The following is a 21,523-nucleotide window of genomic DNA, read 5'->3' as shown; positions in this document are numbered from 1 at the left end:
GCACGCCGCCGATCGGCCGCAGCGATGCGCCATCCGGGATTCCACCCGCGGGTGGTGTCGGTGCGTTCGCCGCAAATCTAGCGTGAATGGTATGACACCTCAGCATCGCTCCGCCGAGCCGATCCGCCACCAGAGCGAGACTCGTTCCGGTCCCGCGCGGCGACCCCCACGCGCACACCCAGCGAGCCATGCTCGACCTGGCGCCTCACGGTGACGGGCTCGTTCGCCCTCGGGCTGGGGGTTGCGCTCATCGGCGCGCTGTTGCTCGCTGCGGGCGCCGAACTACAGTCCCGTGCGGTATTCCAGGCCGACGGACACTGGCGCGTGTTCCTTCGGGCCCCGCGCTGGTGGGCCGGGGTGCTTCTGCTCGGCACCGCCGTGTCCTCAAACTTTGTTGCGCTGGCCCTCGCACCAGTGAGCGTGGTGCAGTCGGTGAGTATCGTGGCGCTCGCGACCTCAGCCGTCGTCGCGCACTGGTCAGGCCGGGCGCCAGTCGGCGGGCACGGCGCCGCAGCCATCGTGCTGTGCGCGGTGGGCATCATCGGCTTCATCACGCTTATGCGTGGATCCCTCGCCAGCGGGCCCAGCACGGATCCACTCGCCGACCTCGCCGCGGTGACCGTGATTGTCGCGGCAGCAACGGCACTCGGACTGGTCGCCGTCGCGATCAGCACCAGGAACCCGCGTCTCGGCGGGCGCCCCGACGGGGCATCACTCCTCGGGCTCGTCGCAGCAGCGCTCATCTTCGGCAGCATCACCACCGTGTTCAAAGTCGTCGTCACGCTCGTGCTGCGGGACGGCCTCGCCGCGACACTCGCGCTGCCGGCCGCGCTGCTCGGGCTCGCTGCGGTCGCCGCCGGCGGAGTCGTCGCGAACGTCCTCCTGCAGCGTTCACACCATCGTTTCCCCGCTCCGGTCGTCGTCGCCGCGATCACCATCATCGACCCACTCACCGCTGCTGTCATCGGCATTAGCGTGCTTGGCGAAGTACAGCTCACCGTCGGCCTCGTGCTCGGACTCGTCGGGTTCGGCGCGATCGCCTGCGCCGGCGTCCTTGGCCTCACCCGCATCCAACGAGCAGCATCCCCGGCCGGCGCAAGTGGCACCACGATCCCGTCGGCCCCGGCAGGCGCGGAATCGCGCCGGGCCGTCCCCACCACGCACCACTAGGAGCATCATGCACATCGCGTTCTTCAGCGACCAACACCCCGGAACGCTCGGCGGGCTCCAGGTCTCGCTCGGCACCCAGCGCAGGCACCTCGAACTGCGCGGCCACACCGTGACTGTCTGCGCGCCCAACTCCCGGCGGGTGGCGACGCCCGAGTACGGACGGCATGACGACGTGTTGCTGTCGGCGCAGCAGGTCGGTGAGCAGTCGTTCTGCCTCGCCGGCGAACGCTGTGATCGCGTCATCGACGCGGCCTTCGCCCGCAAGCCACCGGTCGATATCGTGCACGTCCAGGCCGACGGGTGGGGTGCCTGGAACGGCTACCGCTTCGCGCACCGGCACGGCCTCCCACTCGTGCACACGATGCACACCAACATCGAGATCGGACTCCCCGCGATCATGCGGTTTCCGCGTGCAACCAGTCGACTGCTGTTCGCGGCGCAACAGCGCTACGTCACCGACGCGCCAGTGCGCACCCTCACCGACTACACTCGCGCCTTCGCAGAGCGCGCAGACCTCATCATCGCGCCAACCAGGCACTTCGCCGAGCGGCTCGGCCGAACAGGTGTAGCGGGTGAGATTCACGTCCTCCCCACGGGAGTCGACGACGCCACACTGCGTGAGATCCGCGCCACCCCGGTCGCGCCCCGGCCACGGCCACAGCTCGTCTGGCCAGGACGGGTGAGCCCCGAGAAACAGCTCCCCCTGTGTTCATCGCCGCGCTCGCGCTCGCACGAATCGACGCCGACGTGCACGTGTACGGTGCCGGCACCGACCTCGCGCGCAGCGAACGCCTCGCAACGCGACTGGGCGTCGCCGATCAGCTCACCTGTCACGGGTCGGCAAGCCACCACCGCGTCTTGCGCGCCATGCGTCAGGCCGACGCGGTCGTGCTCAGCTCGCGCGGCTACGAAACGCAGGGGCTCACCGCGTACGAGGCAGTGTCGCTCGGGACGCCCGTGATCTTGCGCGATCCGGACATCAGTCGGGAACTCCCCGCCAGCCTGCGGCACACCGCCACGGGCGCGAGCGTGACCGCCTTCGCCGACACGCTCAGCAACTTCGTCACCGATCTCGCACACCACCAGCACACACCCGCTCCCAGCGACGCCTTCCTGCAGAGCGCACTCACCGAGCGTGCGGAAGCGCTGTATGCGCTCGCAGCGACGCGGCACCGCGCTTGGGCCCAGACCGGGCCCCTCCCGCAGCTCCCACGAGGCGGTGTGCGCCATGCTGCGTGACTGCCGCGCCGACCCCGTCGCTGCGCCCGCGCGCTCACACACGCTCACCGTGGCCGGCGCCACCGCACGGCTGTTCGACTACGGGCCGCCCGACGGCATCACCTGCCTCGCCGTTCACGGGTTTCGCGGCACGCACGCTGGCCTGGCACCGCTCGCCGAGGCACTCGCCTCGCACGGGTATCGTGTCATCGTCCCCGACCTGCCCGGGGCCGGGGGCTCAGCGCCCCTCAGTGCTCCGCACGACACGGCGAACTACGCGGTCTGGCTGACCGAACTCACGTCGCAGTTCGCGCAGCCCCCGCTACTCCTCGGCCACTCGTTCGGCAGCGTCGTCGCAGCGGCAGCAATCGCTGAGGGAGCGCCCGTCAGGGCAGCGGCCCTCCTGAACCCCATCCTCACACTCCCCTTCGCGGGCCCGAGCGTCGCCGCGACGGCGGTGGCACGCTCCTACTATTCGATCGCGCGGCGCCTCCCCGAGCCGCTTGGGCGTGGGTTGCTCGCAAACGAGTGGGTGGCGGCACTGGGTGGTGCCTTCATGACCTCGACGCAGGATCCGGCACTTCGACGTTGGATCCGCCAGGAACACCGCAACCAGGCAGGTGCGTTCGCGTCACCAGCAGTCGTCTTCGAGTCGTTCGCAGCTTCAACATCGACCACGGTCGCTGACTACGCGGGCGATGTCTCTTGTCCGACGCTGGTCATCGGCGCAGATCGCGACCCGCTCAGCCTCTCCACGGCCTGCACACCGGAGCGCAGCGGCCTGACGCAGGCGACGTTCCGTGTGCTCCCGGGCCTGGGCCACCTCGTGCCGTACGAAGCGCCGGCCGAAGCCGCCAACATCATTGCCGACTGGGAGCGGCTACACGCCAGCGGCCGTGATGCGCTGCACTATGCTCAAACTGCCGGCCTCCCCAGCCCGCCGGCCGGAGGGAGCCACAATGCCGACGCACACGCCGCAGGAGTGGGCGATTGAGCGCGCAGACGAACTCCCCGGCGCCGTCCCAGAGCAGCCCTTCGGGCCCGATTCGACGGTCTACAAGGTGCGCGGAAAGATGTTCCTGCTGCTATCGCATGCAACCGGGGAACCCTTCGTGACAGTGAAGGCCCGGCCCGCCGATGCGTCAACGCTGCGCGAGGCGTTCGCCGACATCATTCCGGGCTATCACATGAACAAACGGCACTGGATCAGCCTAAAGTCTGGCGGCGCACTCGACGAGGCGCTGGTGAAGGATCTCATCACGGAGTCTTATTTGCTCGTTGTCGAGACCCTTCCACGCGCGCAGCGCCCCGTGGATCCCGCGACGTTTGGGCAGCACGGGCCGGAGGCCACGCCGGAGGCCACGCCTCAGGCGACGCCAAAGCCGACGCAAGATATGGAAACACCGCAAGGTCTGCCCTAATCAGCCCCATTCGGCAGATACTCCGCAGATCCCAGATCTATCGGCGCAGCGCGGGCGCGGCAGGCAGCGCAGCTCCGGGAGTCGCGGTGTCGAGCCACGCGCGCGGCGACATACCCTCACGCTGCGCGAAAACCCTGGAAAACGAGCTCCCCGTATACCCGAGCTCGGTTGCGACCCGGGTGACGGGGAGTTGCTGGGTGAGCAGCTGCTTGCCAACGGTCATCCGCCACGAGGTGAGGTAATCGTGCGGAGTTGTCCCGACGAGTTCGCGGAAGCGTTCGGCGAACGCGCTCCGTGACATGTGTGCCGTCTGTGCGAGGCGGTCGAGCGTCCATGCCTCGCCGGGCTGCGCGTGCACTGCGGCGAGCGCGTGAGCGATGTGCGGATCAGCCATCCCGCCAAAGACGCCGCCACCGGGAAGGTCGTATTCGCCGGGTCGGTCGAGCAGGTGTCGCAGGATCTTGATGAGCACGACTTCGAACAGCCGGTCGACGATGTGCCGGTGCCCGCAGCTGATCGCGCCGATCTCGTTCTCGAGGAGGTCGAGTATCGGATCGAGCCCCTGCACGTCTGCGATCGGAACCGTGAGGACATCGGGTAGTGCCGTCACGAGTGGGTGCATCGCCCCACCGTCGAATGTGAGGGTTGCGCAGGCGAGGTCCACCCCGGTGTCGGCGCTCGGGGTGAAGACGTGTTCGTGTGCGCGCGGATACAGCAGGACGCTTGGCTCGGTGATCTCGCGCGGCACTCTGCCGGTGCCGTCGCTGACAGTCATTGACCCGCGGCGCAGCACATGCAGGAATCCCCGGCCCGGCACGGCTTCGAAGTCGCGTGTGTGGCAGAGGGTGCCGTCATAGAACTGCTGTGCCCGCACCGCGAATCGGCGGAGGAGGGCATCGAGCCGATCGATTGGGTTCATGCCCCCAATATAGACGATCAGGCAAGAGTCTTGGCATATTTGGTGCGAAACATCCCAGCAGATCGGCGAGACTGAGAATCACGCCGCCGAACCAGGCCGCGCATCTCACCGAAGGAGCCCATCATGGCACGTGTACCCATCCTCACCGTTGACACTGCGACCCCCGCGACGCAGTCCACTCTGACGAAGATCGAGAAGGCCGTCGGCGGCATGATCCCGAGCATGTTTGCCGCGGTCGCAAATTCACCAGCGGCGCTGCAGTCCATGTGGGGTTCGTTCGGGGCGTTCTCGACAGGCGCACTCGGTGCGGCACTCACCGAGCAGATCGCCGTCGCGGTAGCGGATACCAACGACTGCCGTTACTGCCTCGCGGCGCACACGGCCCTCGGCACCCAGGCGGGCCTGAGCGCGGCGGAGCTCGCCACTGCCCAGCAGGGCCACTCTGACGATCCGAGCATCGACGCCCTCCTCCAGTTCGCCCACTCCCTCGTGCAGCAGCGCGGCGAGGTCGCCGAGTCAGAGATCGTGAAGCTCCGCGAGCTCGGCTGGACCGATAGCCAGATCGTCGAAACCATCGCTCAGGTCGGACTGAACCTGTTTACGAACTACATCAACATCGCGCTCGACGTGCCGGTGGACTTCCCCGAGGTACCGTTCCAGCGGTAACTCGCGACCATCCCGGTCGTCCGAACAGGCTGCCCGGTTCGCTCCCCGTCGGAGCGGCCGGGCAGCCTCACGTGTGTCGGGACTCGCGTGAGTGCGCGCACGGACCGCTGCGATAGCTACAGCAGCGCCAGGCTCAGTGCGCCCATGACGAGGGCAATCGCCCCCAGCTGCACGAGCAGCAGCCGCTGCACGGAGCCTCGCTCCTCCGGCACACGCGCCAGGCTCGTCGCGAGCTCAACGCGAGCCGGCGACGCCATCATCGCTGCCGCTCCTGCGGCGTTGTGCGCCCCGATCGCGAGCGGCACATCGGCACCGAGTGCGATCGCCACGTCGGTCTGCGCGCCGGCCGCGAGCGCGTTCGCGCCGGAGTTTGAGCCCGTCAGGAATCCGATGAGCGCCGCGAACAGCGGGAGCAGGAAGAGGTACGCGGAACCCAGCCTGGCAAGCTGACCCGCAAGCTCCTCGGACATGCCACTCACGCCCATGAGCGCGCCAAGCACGATGAACAGCAGCGTGGAGGGGGCGACGAGCAGCCAGGTTCCGGCCGCGGCCCCCGCCGCCTCGCGGAAAAATCCGCGGTGCGTGGTGAGCAGCAACGTCGAGGCGACGAATAGCCAGAAGGCGGGCGACGTGATCACGGCCTCCGCGGGTGAGCCGGTGCCCGGAATGATCGCAAAGGCGACGGTCGCGGCAAGCATGCCGCAGAGCACGACCGCGTAGGGCACGAACGCCCGCAGCACGGGCCGCGACAGCCGAACGGTGTGCCCGCGCAGCGCGCGCAGGCCGATGTGCATGGCGAGCGTGAGCAGCCCGCCGATCGCGCCAGCGGGCGCCGTACCGATGAGCAGGTTGGCGCCGAGCACCGTGACGGAGAGCGCGAGCGCCGAGCCGAGCCCGGCGGCAGCGGCGCCGACTCGTTCCCCCGGCGCAGCGATCAGGAGCGCGGCCGTCACGCCGACACCTGCGAACACCACCACGTTGAACAGGGCGGTCGTCACACCAAGCGTGTCGAAGTCGACACCGCTCAGGTGCGATGCGATGAGTGTGCCGGGCCCCATCGATCCCCAGGGCACCGCGCACAGGCCTATAAGACCGATGATGGCTGCTTTCTTTCCCGGCAGCCCGATTCCGAGCAGCAGCGGAACGGCGAGCGCCGCGCCGATCCCGTACCCGGTGAGCGACTCGGTGAGCGGGGTGAAGCCGTGCACGATCGCGAGCACCGGCACGATGCCCGTGCCGAGTGAGCGGGTGACCCACCCCGTGATCTGCGCCTGGTTCCCGGTGAAGCGCCCCGCCTCAGCGAACAGGATCCCGCCGCCGAGCACGAGCATCACTTCGAGCACGACGAGTCACCAGTCCAAGCCCGCCTGCGCGATGTCACCCCACGGTGTCGGGAAGAGGAAGACGATCAGCGGCACCAGCACGGCGACTCCCGCGAGCGCTGCGGTGCGGGAGGATCGCCCGAACAGCAGTGCGACGAGCACGGCAAGAAGCGGCACTGCCGCGGCGAGTGCTTGCACGGCTCAGGCGACCCAATCTAGTTCGGGATAGCGGCGGTGCACGAGCGGCGCGTGGCGCATAGCGATCAGACTCCTCGGTGACGCCCTGCGGCCGTGCGGCGCGCCGTGTGAACTGGACGTAGAGGTGGGGGCAGGAGTCGAACCTGCATACACAGCCTTGCGGGCTGTGACCTAGCCATTCGGTCACCCCACCGGAGGGGCCGTTCCGTGACGGACGGCCCCGTGGTGACTACTGTGCGCGAGTGCGCGCGAGTGCGTCGCCGATCACCTCCACAGCATACTCAATTTGCTCGGTGGTTACCGCGAGCGACGGGAGGAAGCGGATCACGTTGCCGTAGCTGCCGGCCGTGAGCAGCAGTACGCCCTGCTCTGCGGCGTGCGCGGCGATCTCCCCGGCAAGGCCGGCGAGCGGGGTCGTCGTCCCTGGCTGGAGCAGCTCGAACGCGACCATGGCACCGTGGCCGCGGATGTCGCCAATCTCCGGGTACGTGTGAGCGAGCTCGCGCAGCCCGTCGACCAGGGCGCGCTCAACGCGCGCGGCCTCGGCGAACGGCTCGCCCGTCTCGAGCAGGTCGAGCACAGCGTGCGCCGCAGCAATCGACACCGGGTTGCCGCTGAACGTGCCGCCGAGCCCGCCAGGGAGCGCGGCGTCCATGATGTCAGCGCGGCCCGTGATGCCCGCGAGCGGCAGCCCGTCTGCGATGCCTTTCGCGGTCAGCACGACATCGGGGACGAGCCCGAAGAGCTCACTGGAGAACCAGGTGCCGGTGCGGCCGAGGCCTGCCTGGATCTCGTCGGCGATGAACACGACCCCGTTCGCGGTTGCCCACTCCTGGAGCGCCGGCAGGTATCCCTCGGCGGGAACGATGAACCCGCCCTCGCCCTGGATCGGCTCAGCGATGACCGCTGCAAGATCAGCGACGCCGATCCGCTGCTCGAGGTACTCGATCGTGCGGGCTGCGGCCTCGGCCCCGGTGAGGCCGTCGCGGAGCGGGGAGGAGTTCGGCACGCGCTGCACGTCAGGTGCGAACGGGCCAAAGCCGGTGCCGTAGGGCGCGGCGCGGTGGTTCATCGCCATCGTGAGGTTGGTGCGGCCGTGGAAGGCGTGGTCGAGTGCTGCGACGACGCGACGCCCGGTGAACGCGCGGGAGATCTTTACGGCGTTTTCGACGGCCTCCGCGCCCGAGTTCACAAAGAAGCTCTTCTTTGCGTGGTCGCCGGGGGTGTGCTCGGCGAGCCGTTCGGCGAGTCGCACGTAGTTCTCGTAGGGCGTGACGGTGAAGAGCGTGTGGCTCACCCGGTCAAGCTGCGCCTTCGCCGCGGCGACGACCGCGGGGTGCGTATGCCCGAGCGTGGTGACACCGATACCCGAGCCAAGATCGAGCAGCCGGTTCCCGTCAACGTCGGTGAGCCACGCCCCATCGGCGTACTCGATGTAGACGGGGAGCGCGCAGCCGACGCCTCGCGGTACCGCCTGCTCGCGGCGTGCATGAATCGCGCGACTCTTCGGGCCGGGGATTTCGGTGACGAGCTCCGGGCGTTGCAGTGACACGGGAGCGTTGACAGTTGCGGTCATGGCGGGAGTTCCCTTCGGGGTTGAATACGTGTGCAGCACGGGATGTGCGATCGCTGGCTACCGCGCGGCGATGGGCGCGGCGACCTGCGGTCTCGTGAGGGGTCTGCTCACACCGACAGCGGCTGCCGACTGGGTGAGATCGTTCGCGAGGGTCGCCATGTCGGCATCGCTCAGGTCGTGCACGGTGAGCCGGAGACAGGTGTCGCCCTCCCCCTGCAGCCGAAATGTTGAGCCGTCGCGGGCGACCCAGCCGCGGCGCATGAGTTGCACAAGCACGTCGGCTGCGTCCTGCCGAACATCGACCCACACGTTGAGTCCGTCGCGCGACATTCCCGTCAGCCCGCTCGCCGCGAGCTGGGCGACGAAGGCATCGTTCCGCTCCGCATAGTGGGCGCCGGCACGCTCGATGCGAGACTGCGTGTCTGGGTCGACGAGCATCGCGTAGGTGATGCGCTGAATGAGGTGGCTCACCCAGGTGATGCCGCCGCTGATACGCGATGCGAGCCGCTCGGCGGTGTCGACGTCGCTCGCGACAAGCGCGATCCGCATGTCGGGCCCGAGGGCCTTCGACATGGATCGTACGAGGGCCCAGCGCTGCTGGCCCTCGCCGATGATCGACGCGTATGGCGCGCGCGCGAGCAGCGAGAAGTGGTCGTCCTCGATGACGAGCACGTGCGGATACGCGGCGAGAATGTCTCGCAGTGCTGCGGCGCGCTCCGGAGTAAGGCTCGCACCTGTCGGATTATGTGCGCGTGGCGTACAGATCACGGCGCGCACGCCCTCCTCGAGCGCGTTCCGCAGGCTCTCCGGCAGCATCCCTTGCTCGTCCATCTCGACGGGCACGGCCCGGTAGCCGTTCTGACGGATCGTGCTGATGCTCGTCAGGAAGCAGGGATCCTCGACCGCGAGCGTGTCGCCCGGGGTGAGCGTCTGCGCGAGGAGCCGCTCGATCGCGTCAACCGCGCCGGCGGTAACGGTCAGCCGGAACGGCCGCTGCTGATCCTGCGCGATCCACGCGGTCGCCCACTCAGCGAGCTCGGGATCGATGGTGGTCTCGCCGTACAGCCGCGGCTCCGCGGGCGCGAGCCGCACGAGCGTTGGGTCGGGCAGCAGCCCGGAATCGGGGTTGCCGTCACCGACGTCGCGGAGCACGGTATCGCGGGCGAACCCCTCCTCGTCGAGTGCGGCATAGGGGTTCACGATGAAGGTGCCGGCACGACCGCGGGTCTCGGCGACCTTCGCCTGCACGAGCGCCCGGTATGCCGCAGACGCCGTATTGCGGTTCACTCCGAGGTGATCGGCGAGCGCCCGCATCGGGGGCAGTGAATCCTCGGGCCGCAGCGAGCCGTTGTCGATGAGCGCGCGGATGCTTGCGACGATCTCCTCAGCTGTGGATCCGGAGATCCCGAGCTGCTCGTCGCGGCGCGTAGTGCGTTCTTCCACGGTGGCTCCTTCGGTTGGATGAGCATGACACGGCCCATGTTACGCTTTGTCCTATGACAAATCAAATTGAGGATGATCTGCCAATCCACGACTTCCCCACGGCAACCTCGGTCGACGAGTTTGCGCGCAACATCGCCGACGTTCAGGCGAACATCGCGCGCGCCGCCGAGCGCGTCGGACGCTCCCCCGAGGAGGTTCGACTGCTGCCAGTGAGCAAGACCGTGCCGGAGGAGCGCGTGCGACTCGCCGTCGCCGCGGGCTGCCACGAGCTCGGCGAGAACAAGGTGCAGGAGGCGAAGCGGAAGTCCGAGAACCTGGCCGATCTCGGCGTCGCCTGGTCGGTCATCGGACATCTGCAGACGAACAAGGCCCGCGATGTCGCCGCCTTCGCGAGCGAGTTCCAAGCGCTGGATTCGCTCCGCGCAGCAGCGGCGCTCGATCGCAGACTCCAGGCTGCAGGGCGAAGCCTCGACGTGTACGTGCAGGTGAACACCTCGGCAGAGCCACAAAAATACGGCTTGCCACCCGAGGAGGTTGAGGCGTTCCTCCGAGAGCTCCCCCAGTATTCGTCCTTGCGGGTGCGCGGGCTCATGACCCTCGCGATCTTCACGAGCGACATCCCGCGCGTGCGCACCTGTTTCACCCTGCTGCGGAGCGTGCGGGATCGCATGCGCGACATCGACCCCGCGCTCGTCGGCGACGGCGGCCTGTCGATGGGCATGAGCGGGGACTACGAGGTTGCGATCGAGGAGGGGGCGACGTGTGTGCGCGTCGGCCAGGCAATCTTCGGCAAGCGGCAGGTGCCCGACAGCCATTACTGGCCGGAGGCGTTCGACGCCACGGGCAGCTCGGAGTAGGCCACGTGCGATTCGCCGAGGTCTCGCTGTCCGCGATCCGGCACAACATCGCGGCCCTCAGGGCGCACACCGGGGCCGGCGTGATCGTCGTCGTCAAGGCCAATGCGTACGGGCACGGTGCCGCCATCGTCGCGCCAGCGGTGATCGCGGCCGGCGCGGAGATGGTTGCGGTGGCCAGCATCGAGGAGGCGGCAGTGCTGCGCGAGAGTGGCTTCAACGCTCCGATCCTCTGCTGGCTGCACGCCGAACACCTCGACTACGGAGCAGTCGTACGCCTCGGCGTCCAGCTCGGCATGAGCAGCGTGGCCCAGCTCAATCGGCTCGCGGTCGCTGCGCGCTCGGCGGGCACCGTCGCATGCGCCCAACTCAAACTCGACACCGGGCTGAGCCGCAACGGCGCCGCACCAGATACGTGGGAGACGCTCTTCGCGGCGGCGGCCAGCGCGGAGCGGGCGGGCCTCGTGCGGATCACCGGCGTGTTCAGCCACCTCGCAAACGCAGGCGATGCCGCTGACCGCGCGCAGGCCGCGCGCTTCGATGCCGGCGTGCGGCTGCTCCGCGCCCACGGCGTTGCTGCCCCGCTCAGGCACCTCGCCGCCTCCGCCGCAGCGCTTTCGTCACCACATCTCGCGTACGACGCGGTGCGGATCGGGCTCGCCGCGTTCGGGCTCAGCCCGGAGCAGGACGGTGGCGCAGCCGTCCTCGGCCTACGCCCGGTGATGACATTCGCGACCGAGATCATCTCGCTGCGCTGGGCTGCGACTGGCGCCGGGGTGTCGGAGGGATTCACGCACACCTGTCGGCGGGAATCGCTGCTTGCGCAGCTCCCGGTCGGTTTTGGCGATGGCATGCCCCGCGCGCTCAGCGACACCGGACTTGCCGTGTCGATCGGCGGCGAGCGCGCGCCCGTCGTTGGCCAGATCGCGATGGACGAGTGCGTCGTCGATGTCACCCATCTCGCGGGGCGAGCGCTCGTGGGATCCCGCGCGGTGCTCTTTGGTGACCCGGCGCACGGCGAGCCAGCCGTCGAGGAATGGGCAGAGCGCCTCGGCACCATCAACTATGAGATCGTCGCCGGGATCGGCCCCCGGGTGCGACGTGTATCGGTGGATCGGGGCTACCCCCCACGAGAAGCCCCGATCCACCACTCCCGCCCGCTACGCGAGCGGGAGGTCTAGGCGCCGGCCGCCGCGACGGCGGTCATTCCGGCGACGATGCGGTGCAGCTCGGCCTCGGTGAGCGAGGGGTGCACGGGCAGCGAGAGCACTTCTGCGGCTGCACGGTCGGATTCGGGCAGTTCGACGGACTGCGCAAATCGCGCGAGCGAGGGCAGTCGGTGGTTCGGGATCGGGTAGTACACGCCGGTCGCGACGCCGTGCTCGTCGAGGAGTGCCTGGCGGATTCGGTCGCGTTCGGCCACAGCGACGCGGATCGTGTACTGGTGGTACACGTGCGTGGCCAGCGGCGCGACCCGCGGCGGGGTGATTCCCGGGATCAGGGCGAGCTCGCGGTCGAAGAAGGCGGCGTTGCGCCTGCGGATCCGGGTCCACGCGTCGACCTTCGCGAGCTGGGCCCTGCCGACGGCGGCGTGCACGTCGCTCATGCGGGCGTTGAAGCCGATCACCTCGTTCGCGTACTGGGTCTCCATGCCCTGGTTGCGGAGGAGCTTGATCTGCCGCGCGGTCTCCTCGGAGCGGCAGGTCACCATGCCACCCTCGATCGCGGTCATGTTCTTGGTCGGATACAGGCTGAACATGGCGAACTCGCCGATCGTGCCGACGGGTCGGTCGCCCCAGCTGGCGCAGTGCGCCTGCGCGGCGTCCTCATAGATCGCGAGGCCGTGTTCTGCGGCGACGGCCTCGACCGCATCCACCTGAAACGGGTGACCGTAGAGGTGCACGGGCATGATGCCCTTCGTGCGCTCGGTCACCGCCTCGCGGATCCGCTGCGGATCGAGCGTGAAATAGTCGGGTTCGATATCGGCGAAGACCGGCGCGGCGCCCGTCAGTGCCACCGAGTTCGCGACGGCTGCGAACGTGAACGAGGGCACGATGACCTCGTCACCCGGGCCGACGCCGCTCGCGAGGAGCCCGAGGTGCTGGCCGCTCGTGCCGGAGTTCAGGGCGACCGTCGGGCGGCCGAGCACGAAGTGGTGAGAGAACTCCTCTTCGAAGGCCGCAACCTCAGGCCCCTGCGCAAGCATGCCCGAACGCAGTACCGCATCGACCGCGAGCCGCTCCTCGCTGCCGATGAGAGGTTTCGCTGCCGGAATCAACTGGGGTGTTGGTGTCATAGGTGTGGCCTCCGCGCTGAAAATGCGCCGCTAGAATCATTGTCACTGCCATGATAGCGTTTGTCCTATGCCAGTCAGCTCATTGGATGATGCGCAAGCGTGTGGAGTCGATCCGGCGGGGCCCGAGGCTCCGCGGCGCGCTCGACTGGTTGCAGCGCCCGCAGCCCTCGAACTTGACCGGCGGCCGACGGCGCTTCTCACCTTCGGCTCGCAACTGCTGCACGGCTCGGTCGGCCTCAATGCGGCTGGCCGCGTGTTCGCGGACTACGGCGTGCGAACGATCCAGGTGCCCACGATTCTGCTCAGCGCGCTCCCGCATCACGCGCGAGTGCACGAGGTACAGATCCCCACCTCCTGGCTCTCCGCTTCGCTCGAGGAACTCACCGCCTCCGGAGCGATGCGCGACCTGCGACTGGTCACCACCGGATACTTTGCGTCTCCCGGCCAGCCTGCCGCGGTCGCAGACTGGTACGAGAAACTTCCGATCGAGCACCGACCACCGCTCATCGTCGACCCGGTGCTCGGCGATACCGACCTCGGCTTCTACACGCTGCCTGCTCTAGCGGGGACGATCCGCGAAGAACTCCTCCCCATCGCGATGGGCGTCACCCCGAACCTGTTTGAGCTGGCGCAGCTCAGCGGCGTGCCCGTCGAAGATCTGAACTCCCACACGGCAATCGAGGCTGCCGCCCGCTCGATCATGGGCGACTTCACCGAGTGGGTGATCGTCACAGGCATCCGGTTCCCGCCGACCGCCTTAGAGGTCGGCGGGCCCGCCTCCTCCCACATCGGTGAGATCCTGGTGCGCCGGGCCTCGAGCAGCACGCACCGCCTCCAGGCCGCCGCAATCAGCCCCAAGGGCTTGGGCGACACCTTCGCCGCAGTCCTCGCAGCCGCACTCCTCGACGGCTACGCAATCGCCGAGGCCGTCGACTTCGCTGCAGCGGAAGTCTATGCACGCACCCAGGCCCTGCGCCCCAGTCCGGCGGCACCATAGCGTCCGAGCCACGACCCAACCGTCCGATCCAGCTCTCGAACAGGACCCCGAAATGGCCACCCGCAGCAAGATTGTCTCCATCCTCACATCGACCGACCACAAGGTGATCGGGTACATGTACCTTGTCAGCTCGGTCGTGTGGTTCCTCTTCGGAGGCGTACTCGCACTGCTCATCCGCGCGCAACTCTTCGCGCCGGGGCTCGAGGTCATCGCGTCCAAAGAGCAATACAATCAGCTCTTCACCATGCACGGCACGATCATGCTGCTGCTGTTCGCAACACCCCTGTTCACGGGCTTCGCGAACGTCATCATGCCGTTGCAGATCGGTGCGCCAGACGTTGCGTTCCCCAGGCTCAATGCCTTCTCGTTCTGGCTCTACACGTTTGGCGCGCTCATCACGATCGGCGGGTTCCTCACCCCGCAGGGGGCGGCTTCGTTCGGCTGGTTCGCCTACGCGCCGCTCTCCTCCGAAGCATACTCACCGGGCGTCGGTGGGAACCTCTGGGCACTCGGGCTGCTCATCACCGGCTTCGGCACGATCCTCGGAGCGGTGAACTTCATCGCAACCATCATCGTGATGCGCGCGCCAGGCATGACGATGTGGCGCATCTCCATTTTCTCGTGGAACACGCTCATTACGTCGATCCTCGTTCTCGTCGCCTTCCCCGTGCTCGCGGCGGCGCTCGCGGCGCTCGCCTTCGACCGCATTTTCGGCGGTCAAATCTTCTCAGGCGAGGGCGGTGCGATCCTGTGGCAGCACCTGTTCTGGTTCTTCGGTCACCCCGAGGTGTACATCATCGCGCTGCCGTTCTTCGGCATCATCTCCGAGATCCTGCCCGTGTTCAGTCGCAAGCCAATCTTCGGCTACAAGACGCTCGTCTACGCAACGATCGCAATCGCGGCGCTCTCGCTCACGGTCTGGGCACACCACATGTACGTCACCGGCTCCGTGCTGCTGCCGTTCTTCGCGCTCATGAGCATGCTCATCGCGGTGCCGACGGGAGTGAAGATCTTCAACTGGATCGGCACCATGTGGCGCGGGTCGATCACATTCGAAACGCCCATGCTGTGGTCGCTCGGCTTCCTCGTCACGTTCACCTTCGGCGGCCTCACCGGGGTCATCCTCGCCTCCCCCGCACTCGACTTCCACCTCTCCGACACGTACTTCGTTGTCGCACACTTCCACTACGTCGTGTTCGGCACGGTCGTGTTCGCGATGTTCGCGGGCTTCTACTTCTGGTGGCCAAAGTGGACGGGGAAGATGCTGAACGAGCGGCTCGGCAAGATCCACTTCTGGCTGCTGTTCATCGGCTTCCACATGACGTTCCTCGTGCAGCACTGGCTCGGCGTGATGGCGATGCCACGGCGCTACTACACATACCTCCCCGAGGACGGCATCACCTGGGGCAACCAGCTCTCGACCGCTGGGTCCATCATCCTGGCCGCCTCGATGATCCCCTTCTTCCTCAACGTCTACCTCACCGCACGCAGGGGCAAGCAGGTCACCGCGAACGATCCCTGGGGCTATGGACGGTCACTTGAGTGGGCAACCACGAGCCCACCCCCGCGCCACAACTTTGTCTCCATCCCACGCATCCGGTCGGAGTCGCCAGCCTTCGACGCGAACCACCCCGAGCTCGCGCCCGGCTACGATGATCCGTCGAGGCGTGGCCCGGAGCGAGTCCCTGATCCGGTCGACGTGCCAGCACGGGGCGCCACCGAGGCCGATCCGTCGACGGCGGCGAACGCCGACTAGACCTCGTAGTCGTCGCGGGGGCGACGCTGCGGTGAGGTCGTCGCCTTCAGGAACAGCCGCACGAGCGAGCGCTTCTTCTCGAAGTAGGCATGGCGCTCGATCTCGCCCCTCGCGTACTGCTCATCGAGCTCGCGGAGGGTCTCTTCCGCGGCGGCAGCCTCGTAGCGGGAGGCTCCCCCAATATGGTTACTTGCACGAATCTTCATAGTTTGTCGCCCCTACCCCCGAATGTCGGTACAGGCTTTTACACTACTCGAACACACATTCGAATGGGGGTAAAAGCCATGTACCGGAATGAACGGGACAAGGAAACAGAGCGCGAGCGCATGCCATATGTGCAGGTCGACACAAACCTCTGGGCCGTTATGCGGTACCCGAAGGACCGTCCGGTCGCGATGATCCAGGGCCTCGCCAACCGCGAGAACGTCCCACTCTTCTTCGTCATGACCTGGCACCCGGAGCCCTCCAAGCGCCGCGTTGTCTCGCAACACGACACGCTTGAGGAGGCGAACGGCTCGGTGCTCTGGGACACGAGGGCGGTGGCAGAGATGTCGCGGGTGAACTCGGGGCCGGCGAACGGCCGAAGGTAGCATCCCCGCAACGCACAACGCCCCGACTCGCTCAATAGAGCGTGCCGAGGCGTCTTCGTAGCGACTGCTACTTGCGCTTGCCGATCCCGAGGTCACGGGGCGAGGTCACTGACTCACCGGTGAACGAGTTGCGCAGGGCGAGCGACTTCACGATGCGGTCAGCGAGCTGCCGCGACTTTTCGGGGCTGGTCTTCTCGTCGGCCGAAGCCTCCTCGCTCACCTGGAACCCGATGCGGATCTCCTCATCAAGGCTGTCAAGGACGTCCTGCTGGATGTGGGAGGGCAGACGCTGGAAACTGTCACTAAGCATGTTCACAATTTTAGGACAGCCAGCGGACAAATATCACCATCCTGGAGACACACCCACGAAACTACTCAAATGTTGCGAAAATGCCGCGCGTAACGCACAGAATGCACGCCCACTGGTCGACCCCACACTGTGCCGCAGTCGGGTCACACCCTTCCAAGAACGTCGCAGCCGGGCTAGTCTGACCGCATGGTGAGCAATCCTATGTTTGGCCTATACGGTCTCCTTATCTGGCTCATGAGTGCGCTCGTGATCGCAACACTCGCATTCATCGTGATTCGCGGCGCGGTGCTGTCGGCACTCCGAAAGCACGCTGAGGAACAACGCAGCCCTCAAGAACCACCAGCGCCCAGTCCCCCTTCGGGCGAGTAGGCACCGGCGCATCCACAACCACGCTGCACCTGTGACAACAGCAGAGGTATGACCGCCGGGGAACACCCAGGACATCCCCAGCAGGCACAGAGCTTGATTGTCTAATTTGAGAACATCTCACCGTCTGGAGGAACTCGTGCCAAAGCCATTCGCCCCGCTGGCAACCGTGTCCATCGCGCTTGCGCTTCTCGTGAGCGGATGCTCCGCAGCAACCGATGGCACTGAGAATGAGCCACAGGAGTCTGCAACCGCAAAGCTCGAGCAGCTCAAGAGCGAAGGAAAGGTTCCCGCTTCGTTCACCGCTGAACCGCTGGATCTGCGTGTGGAGATCGATGGCGATGAGTTTGGAATCTCCTGGAAGGGTCAGCCGCTCACTGAAGACTGCGCACCGGGCAAGGGCCTCACGAACTCGACGGTCTCACTGCTCATGCTGCAGGACGTCGGCATTGAAGACGTGCAGCAGTGCGGAAACGTCTGGCAGGCAACCCAGGCCGACGGCTCCTACATTGCGTGGAACGCCGCCCCCTAGCCACTCGCTGCCTCCTCAGGCGTGAGCTGGAAGCCTGTGAAGTGCAATCGCCTGGCTAGCTGCAAAGAGCGCAACATCGACCGCGATCGCCACAATCGCAACTACAACTAATACCGTCGCTGCCGACATTGAGACCAGTGCTACGGCGGCAGCAGCAACAAGGTTTGCGCACATCACCCACCGGAGCGCCACCCGCAGCGGGAGCCGAGCGAGCATCCACAGCACTCCGCCGGCCCAAGCCACCACGGCAGCCCCGATCCCCACAACCAGGGGAACCGGTAGCATCACACCGCCAGAGATCTGTGGAGCACACAGGGCGATACTCAGCCCCAACAGCAAGCAGTAACCAGCGTCGAGACGCAGGCTCCATCGGCCGAGTTTCTCACCTGTATCTGATCGCACGACGGCCTCCGCTTCGCTTGATTCGTTGCGACTTTCTCTACTGAGAGAGTACCTGCTCGCCCGACTGAACCGCAGCCCCCAAATGCCGGTTCTCGTGCGGGATGACGGACAGCGCTCGCGGCCGCGGCTGGACAAGCCGGGCCGCGGTGATGGTTGCGGCCTGCGCCCTCGACTCGCTCGGCCTCGAACGGTTCGAGCTCGGGGCGCCGCCCCTCGGGAAGCCCGATCCGTGCAGGTGTTTGCACTCGTCACCAGCGCACTTCACGCGGCGAGCGTTCGGGCGAGCGTTCTCGTGCCCTGGTCGAGCTGTGCCTTCGTCGCGGCCCCGTAGGAGAACCTGAGAAACTGCGCCGGGGGTTCGTCGACGAAGAAGTGTCGGCCGTCACCGACGAGCACGCCGGCGGCGTAGGCCGCGGCGCTGATCTCACGAGTGTCGGTTCCCTCTGGCAGGCGGACCCAGAGATGCAGGCCCCCGCGAGGGACTGTCTGGATGCTCATCTCGGGGAGGTTCGCCCGGACCGCCGCGACGAGAGCATCGCGGCGCAGCGTGAGTTCGGCGCGCAGACGTTTGAGATGCCGGGGCCAGACGTTGGAGGCGAGGAGGCTGTGCGCGATCTCCTGCACCATGGGAGCCACACAGAGGTCGTCCGCCGTGCGCGAGGCGCGGAGCCTGGCCCCGGCCGGGCCGCGCGCAATGATCGCGCCGATGCGGAGCCCCGGCGATGCTGGCTTCGACAGTGTGGTGACCGTGACCACATGGCCGTGTGCGTCGTCCGTCATGAGGGGCGCGGGCGTTGAGCCGTCGAGCCCGAGATGCCTCGCCCAGTCGTCTTCGATGATGAATGCGCCGTGACGCACGGCGAGCTCGAGCACCTGCGCTCGGCGTTCCTGGCTGAGCACTGCCCCGGTGGGGTTGGCGTAGCTGGGCTGGAGATAGATGACTCGGGCGCGCGTGCGCTCGAGCGCGTCGGCGAGCCGATCCACCATGATCCCGTCGCGATCGGCTGCCACAGAGGCGATCGACAGGCCCGCGCTCTGAGCCGCGAGGATTGCGCCGGGATAGCTCGGGCTCTCGGTAATCACCGTGGCCCCTGGCTCGGCGAGGGTACGCATCGCGAACACGAGCCCCTGCTGCCCGCCAGCGACGATCTGCACGTCGCTCGGATCGGCCCGATACTCTGCGGCAAACATGCGCCGGAGTTCGGGGGACCCCGCCGAGGGCGTCATGACCCACGCGCGGCTACTCTTCGCTGCGCGTGAACCCATGCGGTGCAGCTCGTCGTTGGGCAGTAGCTCTGGCGCGAGGTATCCCCACGAGAGGGGAATGTGCTCGGCGGTGCCGTAGCCTCCGAGCCGTGACGCGCGATCAGGATCGACGCGGGCGGGGCCCAGCGCCTGGGACTGCCAGGAGAAGTCGGGCTCGGGCGCAGGAGTGCTCCGCGTCACGAATGTTCCGCGCCCCGGCTCGGATCGCACGAGTCCGAGCGAGCTGAGTTCGGCGAGCGCTGCCGAGATCGTTGCCGCGCTCGCCTGGTACTCGCGAGAGAGCTCTCGCACGCCGGCCAGCCGCTCGCCGTCAGCCGCTGCCGCGATCCGCCGGCGCAGGAGGGTGGCAATCTCTGACGATCTGTTATCCTTGGACATGAAGCTAGTAGATAACGTTACTCATAAATTTGCAAGCCCGTTACGGCCTTTTCTCGCTCTGAGATACCCAGCCACCGGGACTCTCGTTTCGACAGCGCGCGCGTGATCCGGGCGAGAGCACTGCCGCAGGATCTATCGATTTCTGCGGTGGTCGCCGGGTTCCTCTCGGCGGTGATCAACTTCGCTGGGCCCTTCCTCATCGTGCTGGAGGCGACACGGGCCGCGGGCCTGAACGAGGCGCAGACCGCCTCGTGGGTGTGGGCGCTATCGCTCGGCAACGGCGTCTGCAGCATCGTGCTGAGCCTCTTCACCCGCATCCCAGTGATCGTGGCGTGGTCGACACCCGGAGCCGCGCTGCTGATTGCCTCACTCGGGGGGTTCTCGTTCTCGGAGGCCGTCGGCGCCTTCCTCGTTGCATCCGTCGCGGCGGCGGTCGCTGGCTACACGGGGTGGTTCGGGTGGCTGCTGTCCAAGGTTCCCGGCCCCGTGCTGCAGGCGCTGCTCGCCGGAATCCTCCTCCCGTTCGTCATCGCGGCAGCGGGTGCCTTCGCGACCGCGCCGCTCATCGCGGGAAGTATCGTTGTCACATTTGTTGTGGGGAAACGCTTGTGGGATCGCTTTGCTGTGCTCGCGGCCCTCGTAGCGGGTGTCGTGGCGACGTGGGCTACCGGGTCGTTTCAGCCGGTGGGTGCAACGCTCGTACTCGGCGGCCCGGTGTTCACGACGCCGTCGTTCACCCCGGCCGCACTTGTGAGCATCGCGCTCCCGCTGTTTGTCGTTACGATGGCGTCGCAGAACGCGCCGGGACTCGCGCTCCTCCGATCACAGGGGTACGCGCCGAACGACAGGTTCCTCGTCGGCACGATCTCCGTGGTGTCCGCCGCGCTCGCGCCCTTCGGGGCTCACGGCATTAACCTGGGGGCGATCACTGCCGCAATCGCGGTCGGCCCTGAGTCCCACCCCGACCGCTCTAGGCGCTATGTCGCCGGGCTCTCTGGCGGCGTCACCTATCTCATCTTCGCGTCCTTCGGAGGAGCGCTGGTGGCCGGGTTCCAGTCCATCCCATCGGAGACAGTCTCGGTTGTTGCCGCGGTTGCACTGTTGGGCTCGGCGCTGACCGCGCTCTCAGGCGCAATGAGCGGCGACACCCGCACGGGCCTGGCCGCCATCACTACGCTCGCCGTCACCATGTCAGGCGTCGTGTTCCTCAACATCGGTGCGGCTTTCTGGGCACTCATTGCCGGCACCGGTGTCTACCTCGCACTCGCTCCGCTTCGGCGGCGTCCCCAACTACACGTCCAACCACACGTCCAACCACCTCACACACAACCACCCCAGCCATCCCAGGAAGATACCGATGACAACGCATAACTCCCCCACGATCCGCCCGATCCTGCCCGCCGACGAGGCCGAGTGGCGACGCCTCTTTCGCTCCTACCGCGAGTTCTACACGCTCGAGGAGAGCGAAGAGGTTGTCTCGAACGTGTGGGGTTGGTTCATGGATCCCACGCACGAGTGCCAGGCCGTCGTTGCCGAAGTCGACGGCGAGATCCTCGGCTTTGCTCACCACCGCCGCATCTCTTCGCCGTACACCGGAACCTCGGGCATCTTCCTTGATGACCTATTCACCGTTCCCGCCGCGCGTGGCCTGGGCATCGGGCGGGCACTCATCGCTCGCCTCACGGACATGGCGGCGGCCGAGGGGCGGGCTTTCGTGCAGTGGATGACTGCCGAAGACAATCACCAGGCGCAAGCCCTGTACAACACCCTCGCCCAGCGCACCGCGTGGGTCACCTACGAGGCGGCCCCCACACCGCTGTGATGCGCCGGCGGCCTGCAGCTC

At 67.2% G+C, this 21,523-nt stretch carries 23 protein-coding genes, 1 tRNA gene and 1 pseudogene; 15 read left to right on the top strand and 10 right to left on the bottom strand.

From position 1 onward, the window contains the following. Positions 1 to 210 precede the first annotated feature (210 nt). The 5 genes and pseudogenes from AUL38_RS14755 (at position 211) to AUL38_RS14735 (ending at position 3,809) form a co-directional block, all read left to right on the top strand. Positions 211 to 1,170: a DMT family transporter gene (locus AUL38_RS14755; RefSeq protein ID WP_059063227.1), complete on the top strand. Its 960-nt coding sequence runs from the start codon at positions 211 to 213 to the stop codon at positions 1,168 to 1,170. A gap of 7 nt (positions 1,171 to 1,177) precedes the next feature. Continuing rightward, positions 1,178 to 1,717, top strand: a pseudogene (locus tag AUL38_RS18010) (glycosyltransferase family 4 protein); the annotation flags it as partial. A 119-nt stretch (positions 1,718 to 1,836) separates the two neighbouring features. Further along, on the top strand, positions 1,837 to 2,409 hold the full coding sequence (locus AUL38_RS16955) for a glycosyltransferase (RefSeq protein ID WP_083506933.1): 573 nt from the start codon (positions 1,837 to 1,839) through the stop codon (positions 2,407 to 2,409). Further along, on the top strand, positions 2,399 to 3,382 hold the full coding sequence (locus tag AUL38_RS14740) for an alpha/beta fold hydrolase (protein ID WP_059063221.1): 984 nt from the start codon (positions 2,399 to 2,401) through the stop codon (positions 3,380 to 3,382). Before AUL38_RS16955 ends, AUL38_RS14740 begins: the two co-directional genes overlap by 11 nt. Continuing rightward, positions 3,348 to 3,809 carry an MmcQ/YjbR family DNA-binding protein gene (locus AUL38_RS14735; RefSeq protein WP_083506931.1) on the top strand — a complete coding sequence of 154 codons (462 nt, stop codon included), beginning with the start codon at positions 3,348 to 3,350 and terminating at the stop codon, positions 3,807 to 3,809. Before AUL38_RS14740 ends, AUL38_RS14735 begins: the two co-directional genes overlap by 35 nt. Before the next feature lie 37 nt (positions 3,810 to 3,846). Here AUL38_RS14735 and AUL38_RS14730 read toward each other — a convergent pair whose 3' ends face one another. Beyond that, entirely contained in the window at positions 3,847 to 4,728 is an 882-nt protein-coding gene (locus AUL38_RS14730; protein WP_059063219.1) for an AraC family transcriptional regulator, read from the bottom strand. 123 nt (positions 4,729 to 4,851) lie between these two features. Between AUL38_RS14730 and AUL38_RS14725 the strand changes: the two genes are divergently transcribed. Further along, the gene (locus AUL38_RS14725; RefSeq protein ID WP_059063217.1) at positions 4,852 to 5,394 is read left to right on the top strand and encodes a carboxymuconolactone decarboxylase family protein; all 543 of its coding nucleotides are present in this window, start codon (positions 4,852 to 4,854) and stop codon (positions 5,392 to 5,394) included. 116 nt (positions 5,395 to 5,510) lie between these two features. On the opposite strand, the gene AUL38_RS14720 is transcribed toward AUL38_RS14725, so the two are convergent. From AUL38_RS14720 to AUL38_RS14705, 5 genes are all read right to left on the bottom strand, one after another. Continuing rightward, positions 5,511 to 6,737, bottom strand: coding sequence for an L-lactate permease (locus tag AUL38_RS14720; RefSeq protein ID WP_059063216.1), 1,227 nt, complete (start codon positions 6,735 to 6,737; stop codon positions 5,511 to 5,513). Positions 6,738 to 6,743: 6 nt separating this feature from the next. Then, complete coding sequence (locus tag AUL38_RS17450) at positions 6,744 to 6,914, bottom strand: hypothetical protein (RefSeq protein WP_161937451.1); 171 nt, start codon at positions 6,912 to 6,914, stop codon at positions 6,744 to 6,746. 122 nt (positions 6,915 to 7,036) lie between these two features. Beyond that, positions 7,037 to 7,107 (bottom strand) — tRNA-Cys (locus tag AUL38_RS14715). A gap of 36 nt (positions 7,108 to 7,143) precedes the next feature. Beyond that, positions 7,144 to 8,490, bottom strand: a complete 1,347-nt coding sequence (gene gabT, locus AUL38_RS14710) for a 4-aminobutyrate--2-oxoglutarate transaminase (RefSeq protein ID WP_059063214.1) — start codon at positions 8,488 to 8,490, stop codon at positions 7,144 to 7,146. A gap of 57 nt (positions 8,491 to 8,547) precedes the next feature. Further along, complete coding sequence (locus AUL38_RS14705; RefSeq protein WP_059063212.1) at positions 8,548 to 9,933, bottom strand: aminotransferase class I/II-fold pyridoxal phosphate-dependent enzyme; 1,386 nt, start codon at positions 9,931 to 9,933, stop codon at positions 8,548 to 8,550. Between the two features lie 53 nt (positions 9,934 to 9,986). On the opposite strand from AUL38_RS14705, the gene AUL38_RS14700 reads away from it, so the two are divergent. Together AUL38_RS14700 and alr are read left to right on the top strand one after the other, a co-directional pair. Further along, positions 9,987 to 10,790 (top strand): YggS family pyridoxal phosphate-dependent enzyme, encoded by an 804-nt coding sequence (locus AUL38_RS14700; protein WP_059063210.1) that lies wholly within the window; start codon positions 9,987 to 9,989, stop codon positions 10,788 to 10,790. 5 nt (positions 10,791 to 10,795) lie between these two features. Beyond that, positions 10,796 to 11,968 carry an alanine racemase gene (gene alr, locus AUL38_RS14695; RefSeq protein WP_083506930.1) on the top strand — a complete coding sequence of 391 codons (1,173 nt, stop codon included), beginning with the start codon at positions 10,796 to 10,798 and terminating at the stop codon, positions 11,966 to 11,968. Here the strand turns inward: alr and AUL38_RS14690 are convergent. After that, complete coding sequence (locus AUL38_RS14690; protein ID WP_059063208.1) at positions 11,965 to 13,083, bottom strand: DegT/DnrJ/EryC1/StrS aminotransferase family protein; 1,119 nt, start codon at positions 13,081 to 13,083, stop codon at positions 11,965 to 11,967. The genes alr and AUL38_RS14690 overlap by 4 nt on opposite strands. Before the next feature lie 67 nt (positions 13,084 to 13,150). Between AUL38_RS14690 and AUL38_RS14685 the strand changes: the two genes are divergently transcribed. Further along, positions 13,151 to 14,080 (top strand): bifunctional hydroxymethylpyrimidine kinase/phosphomethylpyrimidine kinase, encoded by a 930-nt coding sequence (locus AUL38_RS14685; RefSeq protein ID WP_059063206.1) that lies wholly within the window; start codon positions 13,151 to 13,153, stop codon positions 14,078 to 14,080. Positions 14,081 to 14,132: 52 nt separating this feature from the next. Beyond that, entirely contained in the window at positions 14,133 to 15,836 is a 1,704-nt protein-coding gene (gene ctaD, locus AUL38_RS14680; protein ID WP_083506929.1) for a cytochrome c oxidase subunit I, read from the top strand. Here ctaD and AUL38_RS14675 read toward each other — a convergent pair. After that, entirely contained in the window at positions 15,833 to 16,042 is a 210-nt protein-coding gene (locus AUL38_RS14675) for a hypothetical protein (RefSeq protein ID WP_059063204.1), read from the bottom strand. The genes ctaD and AUL38_RS14675 overlap by 4 nt on opposite strands. A gap of 63 nt (positions 16,043 to 16,105) precedes the next feature. Here AUL38_RS14675 and AUL38_RS14670 point away from each other — a divergent pair, with 63 nt between their 5' ends. Next, positions 16,106 to 16,426, top strand: a complete 321-nt coding sequence (locus AUL38_RS14670) for a hypothetical protein (RefSeq protein WP_153006624.1) — start codon at positions 16,106 to 16,108, stop codon at positions 16,424 to 16,426. A gap of 67 nt (positions 16,427 to 16,493) precedes the next feature. On the opposite strand, the gene AUL38_RS14665 is transcribed toward AUL38_RS14670, so the two are convergent. Further along, positions 16,494 to 16,736, bottom strand: coding sequence for a hypothetical protein (locus AUL38_RS14665; RefSeq protein ID WP_153006623.1), 243 nt, complete (start codon positions 16,734 to 16,736; stop codon positions 16,494 to 16,496). A gap of 186 nt (positions 16,737 to 16,922) precedes the next feature. On the opposite strand from AUL38_RS14665, the gene AUL38_RS17190 reads away from it, so the two are divergent. Further along, positions 16,923 to 17,105, top strand: coding sequence for a hypothetical protein (locus AUL38_RS17190; protein WP_153006622.1), 183 nt, complete (start codon positions 16,923 to 16,925; stop codon positions 17,103 to 17,105). Positions 17,106 to 17,241: 136 nt separating this feature from the next. Continuing rightward, positions 17,242 to 17,634: a hypothetical protein gene (locus tag AUL38_RS14660; RefSeq protein WP_059063199.1), complete on the top strand. Its 393-nt coding sequence runs from the start codon at positions 17,242 to 17,244 to the stop codon at positions 17,632 to 17,634. A 663-nt stretch (positions 17,635 to 18,297) separates the two neighbouring features. Here AUL38_RS14660 and AUL38_RS14650 read toward each other — a convergent pair. Beyond that, entirely contained in the window at positions 18,298 to 19,680 is a 1,383-nt protein-coding gene (locus AUL38_RS14650; protein WP_059063195.1) for a PLP-dependent aminotransferase family protein, read from the bottom strand. A 102-nt stretch (positions 19,681 to 19,782) separates the two neighbouring features. Between AUL38_RS14650 and AUL38_RS14645 the strand changes: the two genes are divergently transcribed. Both AUL38_RS14645 and AUL38_RS14640 read left to right on the top strand, forming a co-directional pair. After that, entirely contained in the window at positions 19,783 to 21,051 is a 1,269-nt protein-coding gene (locus AUL38_RS14645) for a benzoate/H(+) symporter BenE family transporter (protein WP_201023758.1), read from the top strand. After that, positions 21,038 to 21,502, top strand: a complete 465-nt coding sequence (locus AUL38_RS14640; protein WP_059063193.1) for a GNAT family N-acetyltransferase — start codon at positions 21,038 to 21,040, stop codon at positions 21,500 to 21,502. Before AUL38_RS14645 ends, AUL38_RS14640 begins: the two co-directional genes overlap by 14 nt. Positions 21,503 to 21,523: the final 21 nt, after the last annotated feature.

Source organism: Leucobacter sp. G161, assembly GCF_001482305.1.
Classification (GTDB): Bacteria; Actinomycetota; Actinomycetes; order Actinomycetales; family Microbacteriaceae; genus Leucobacter.
This window is presented reverse-complemented; position numbering and strand designations above follow the sequence as displayed.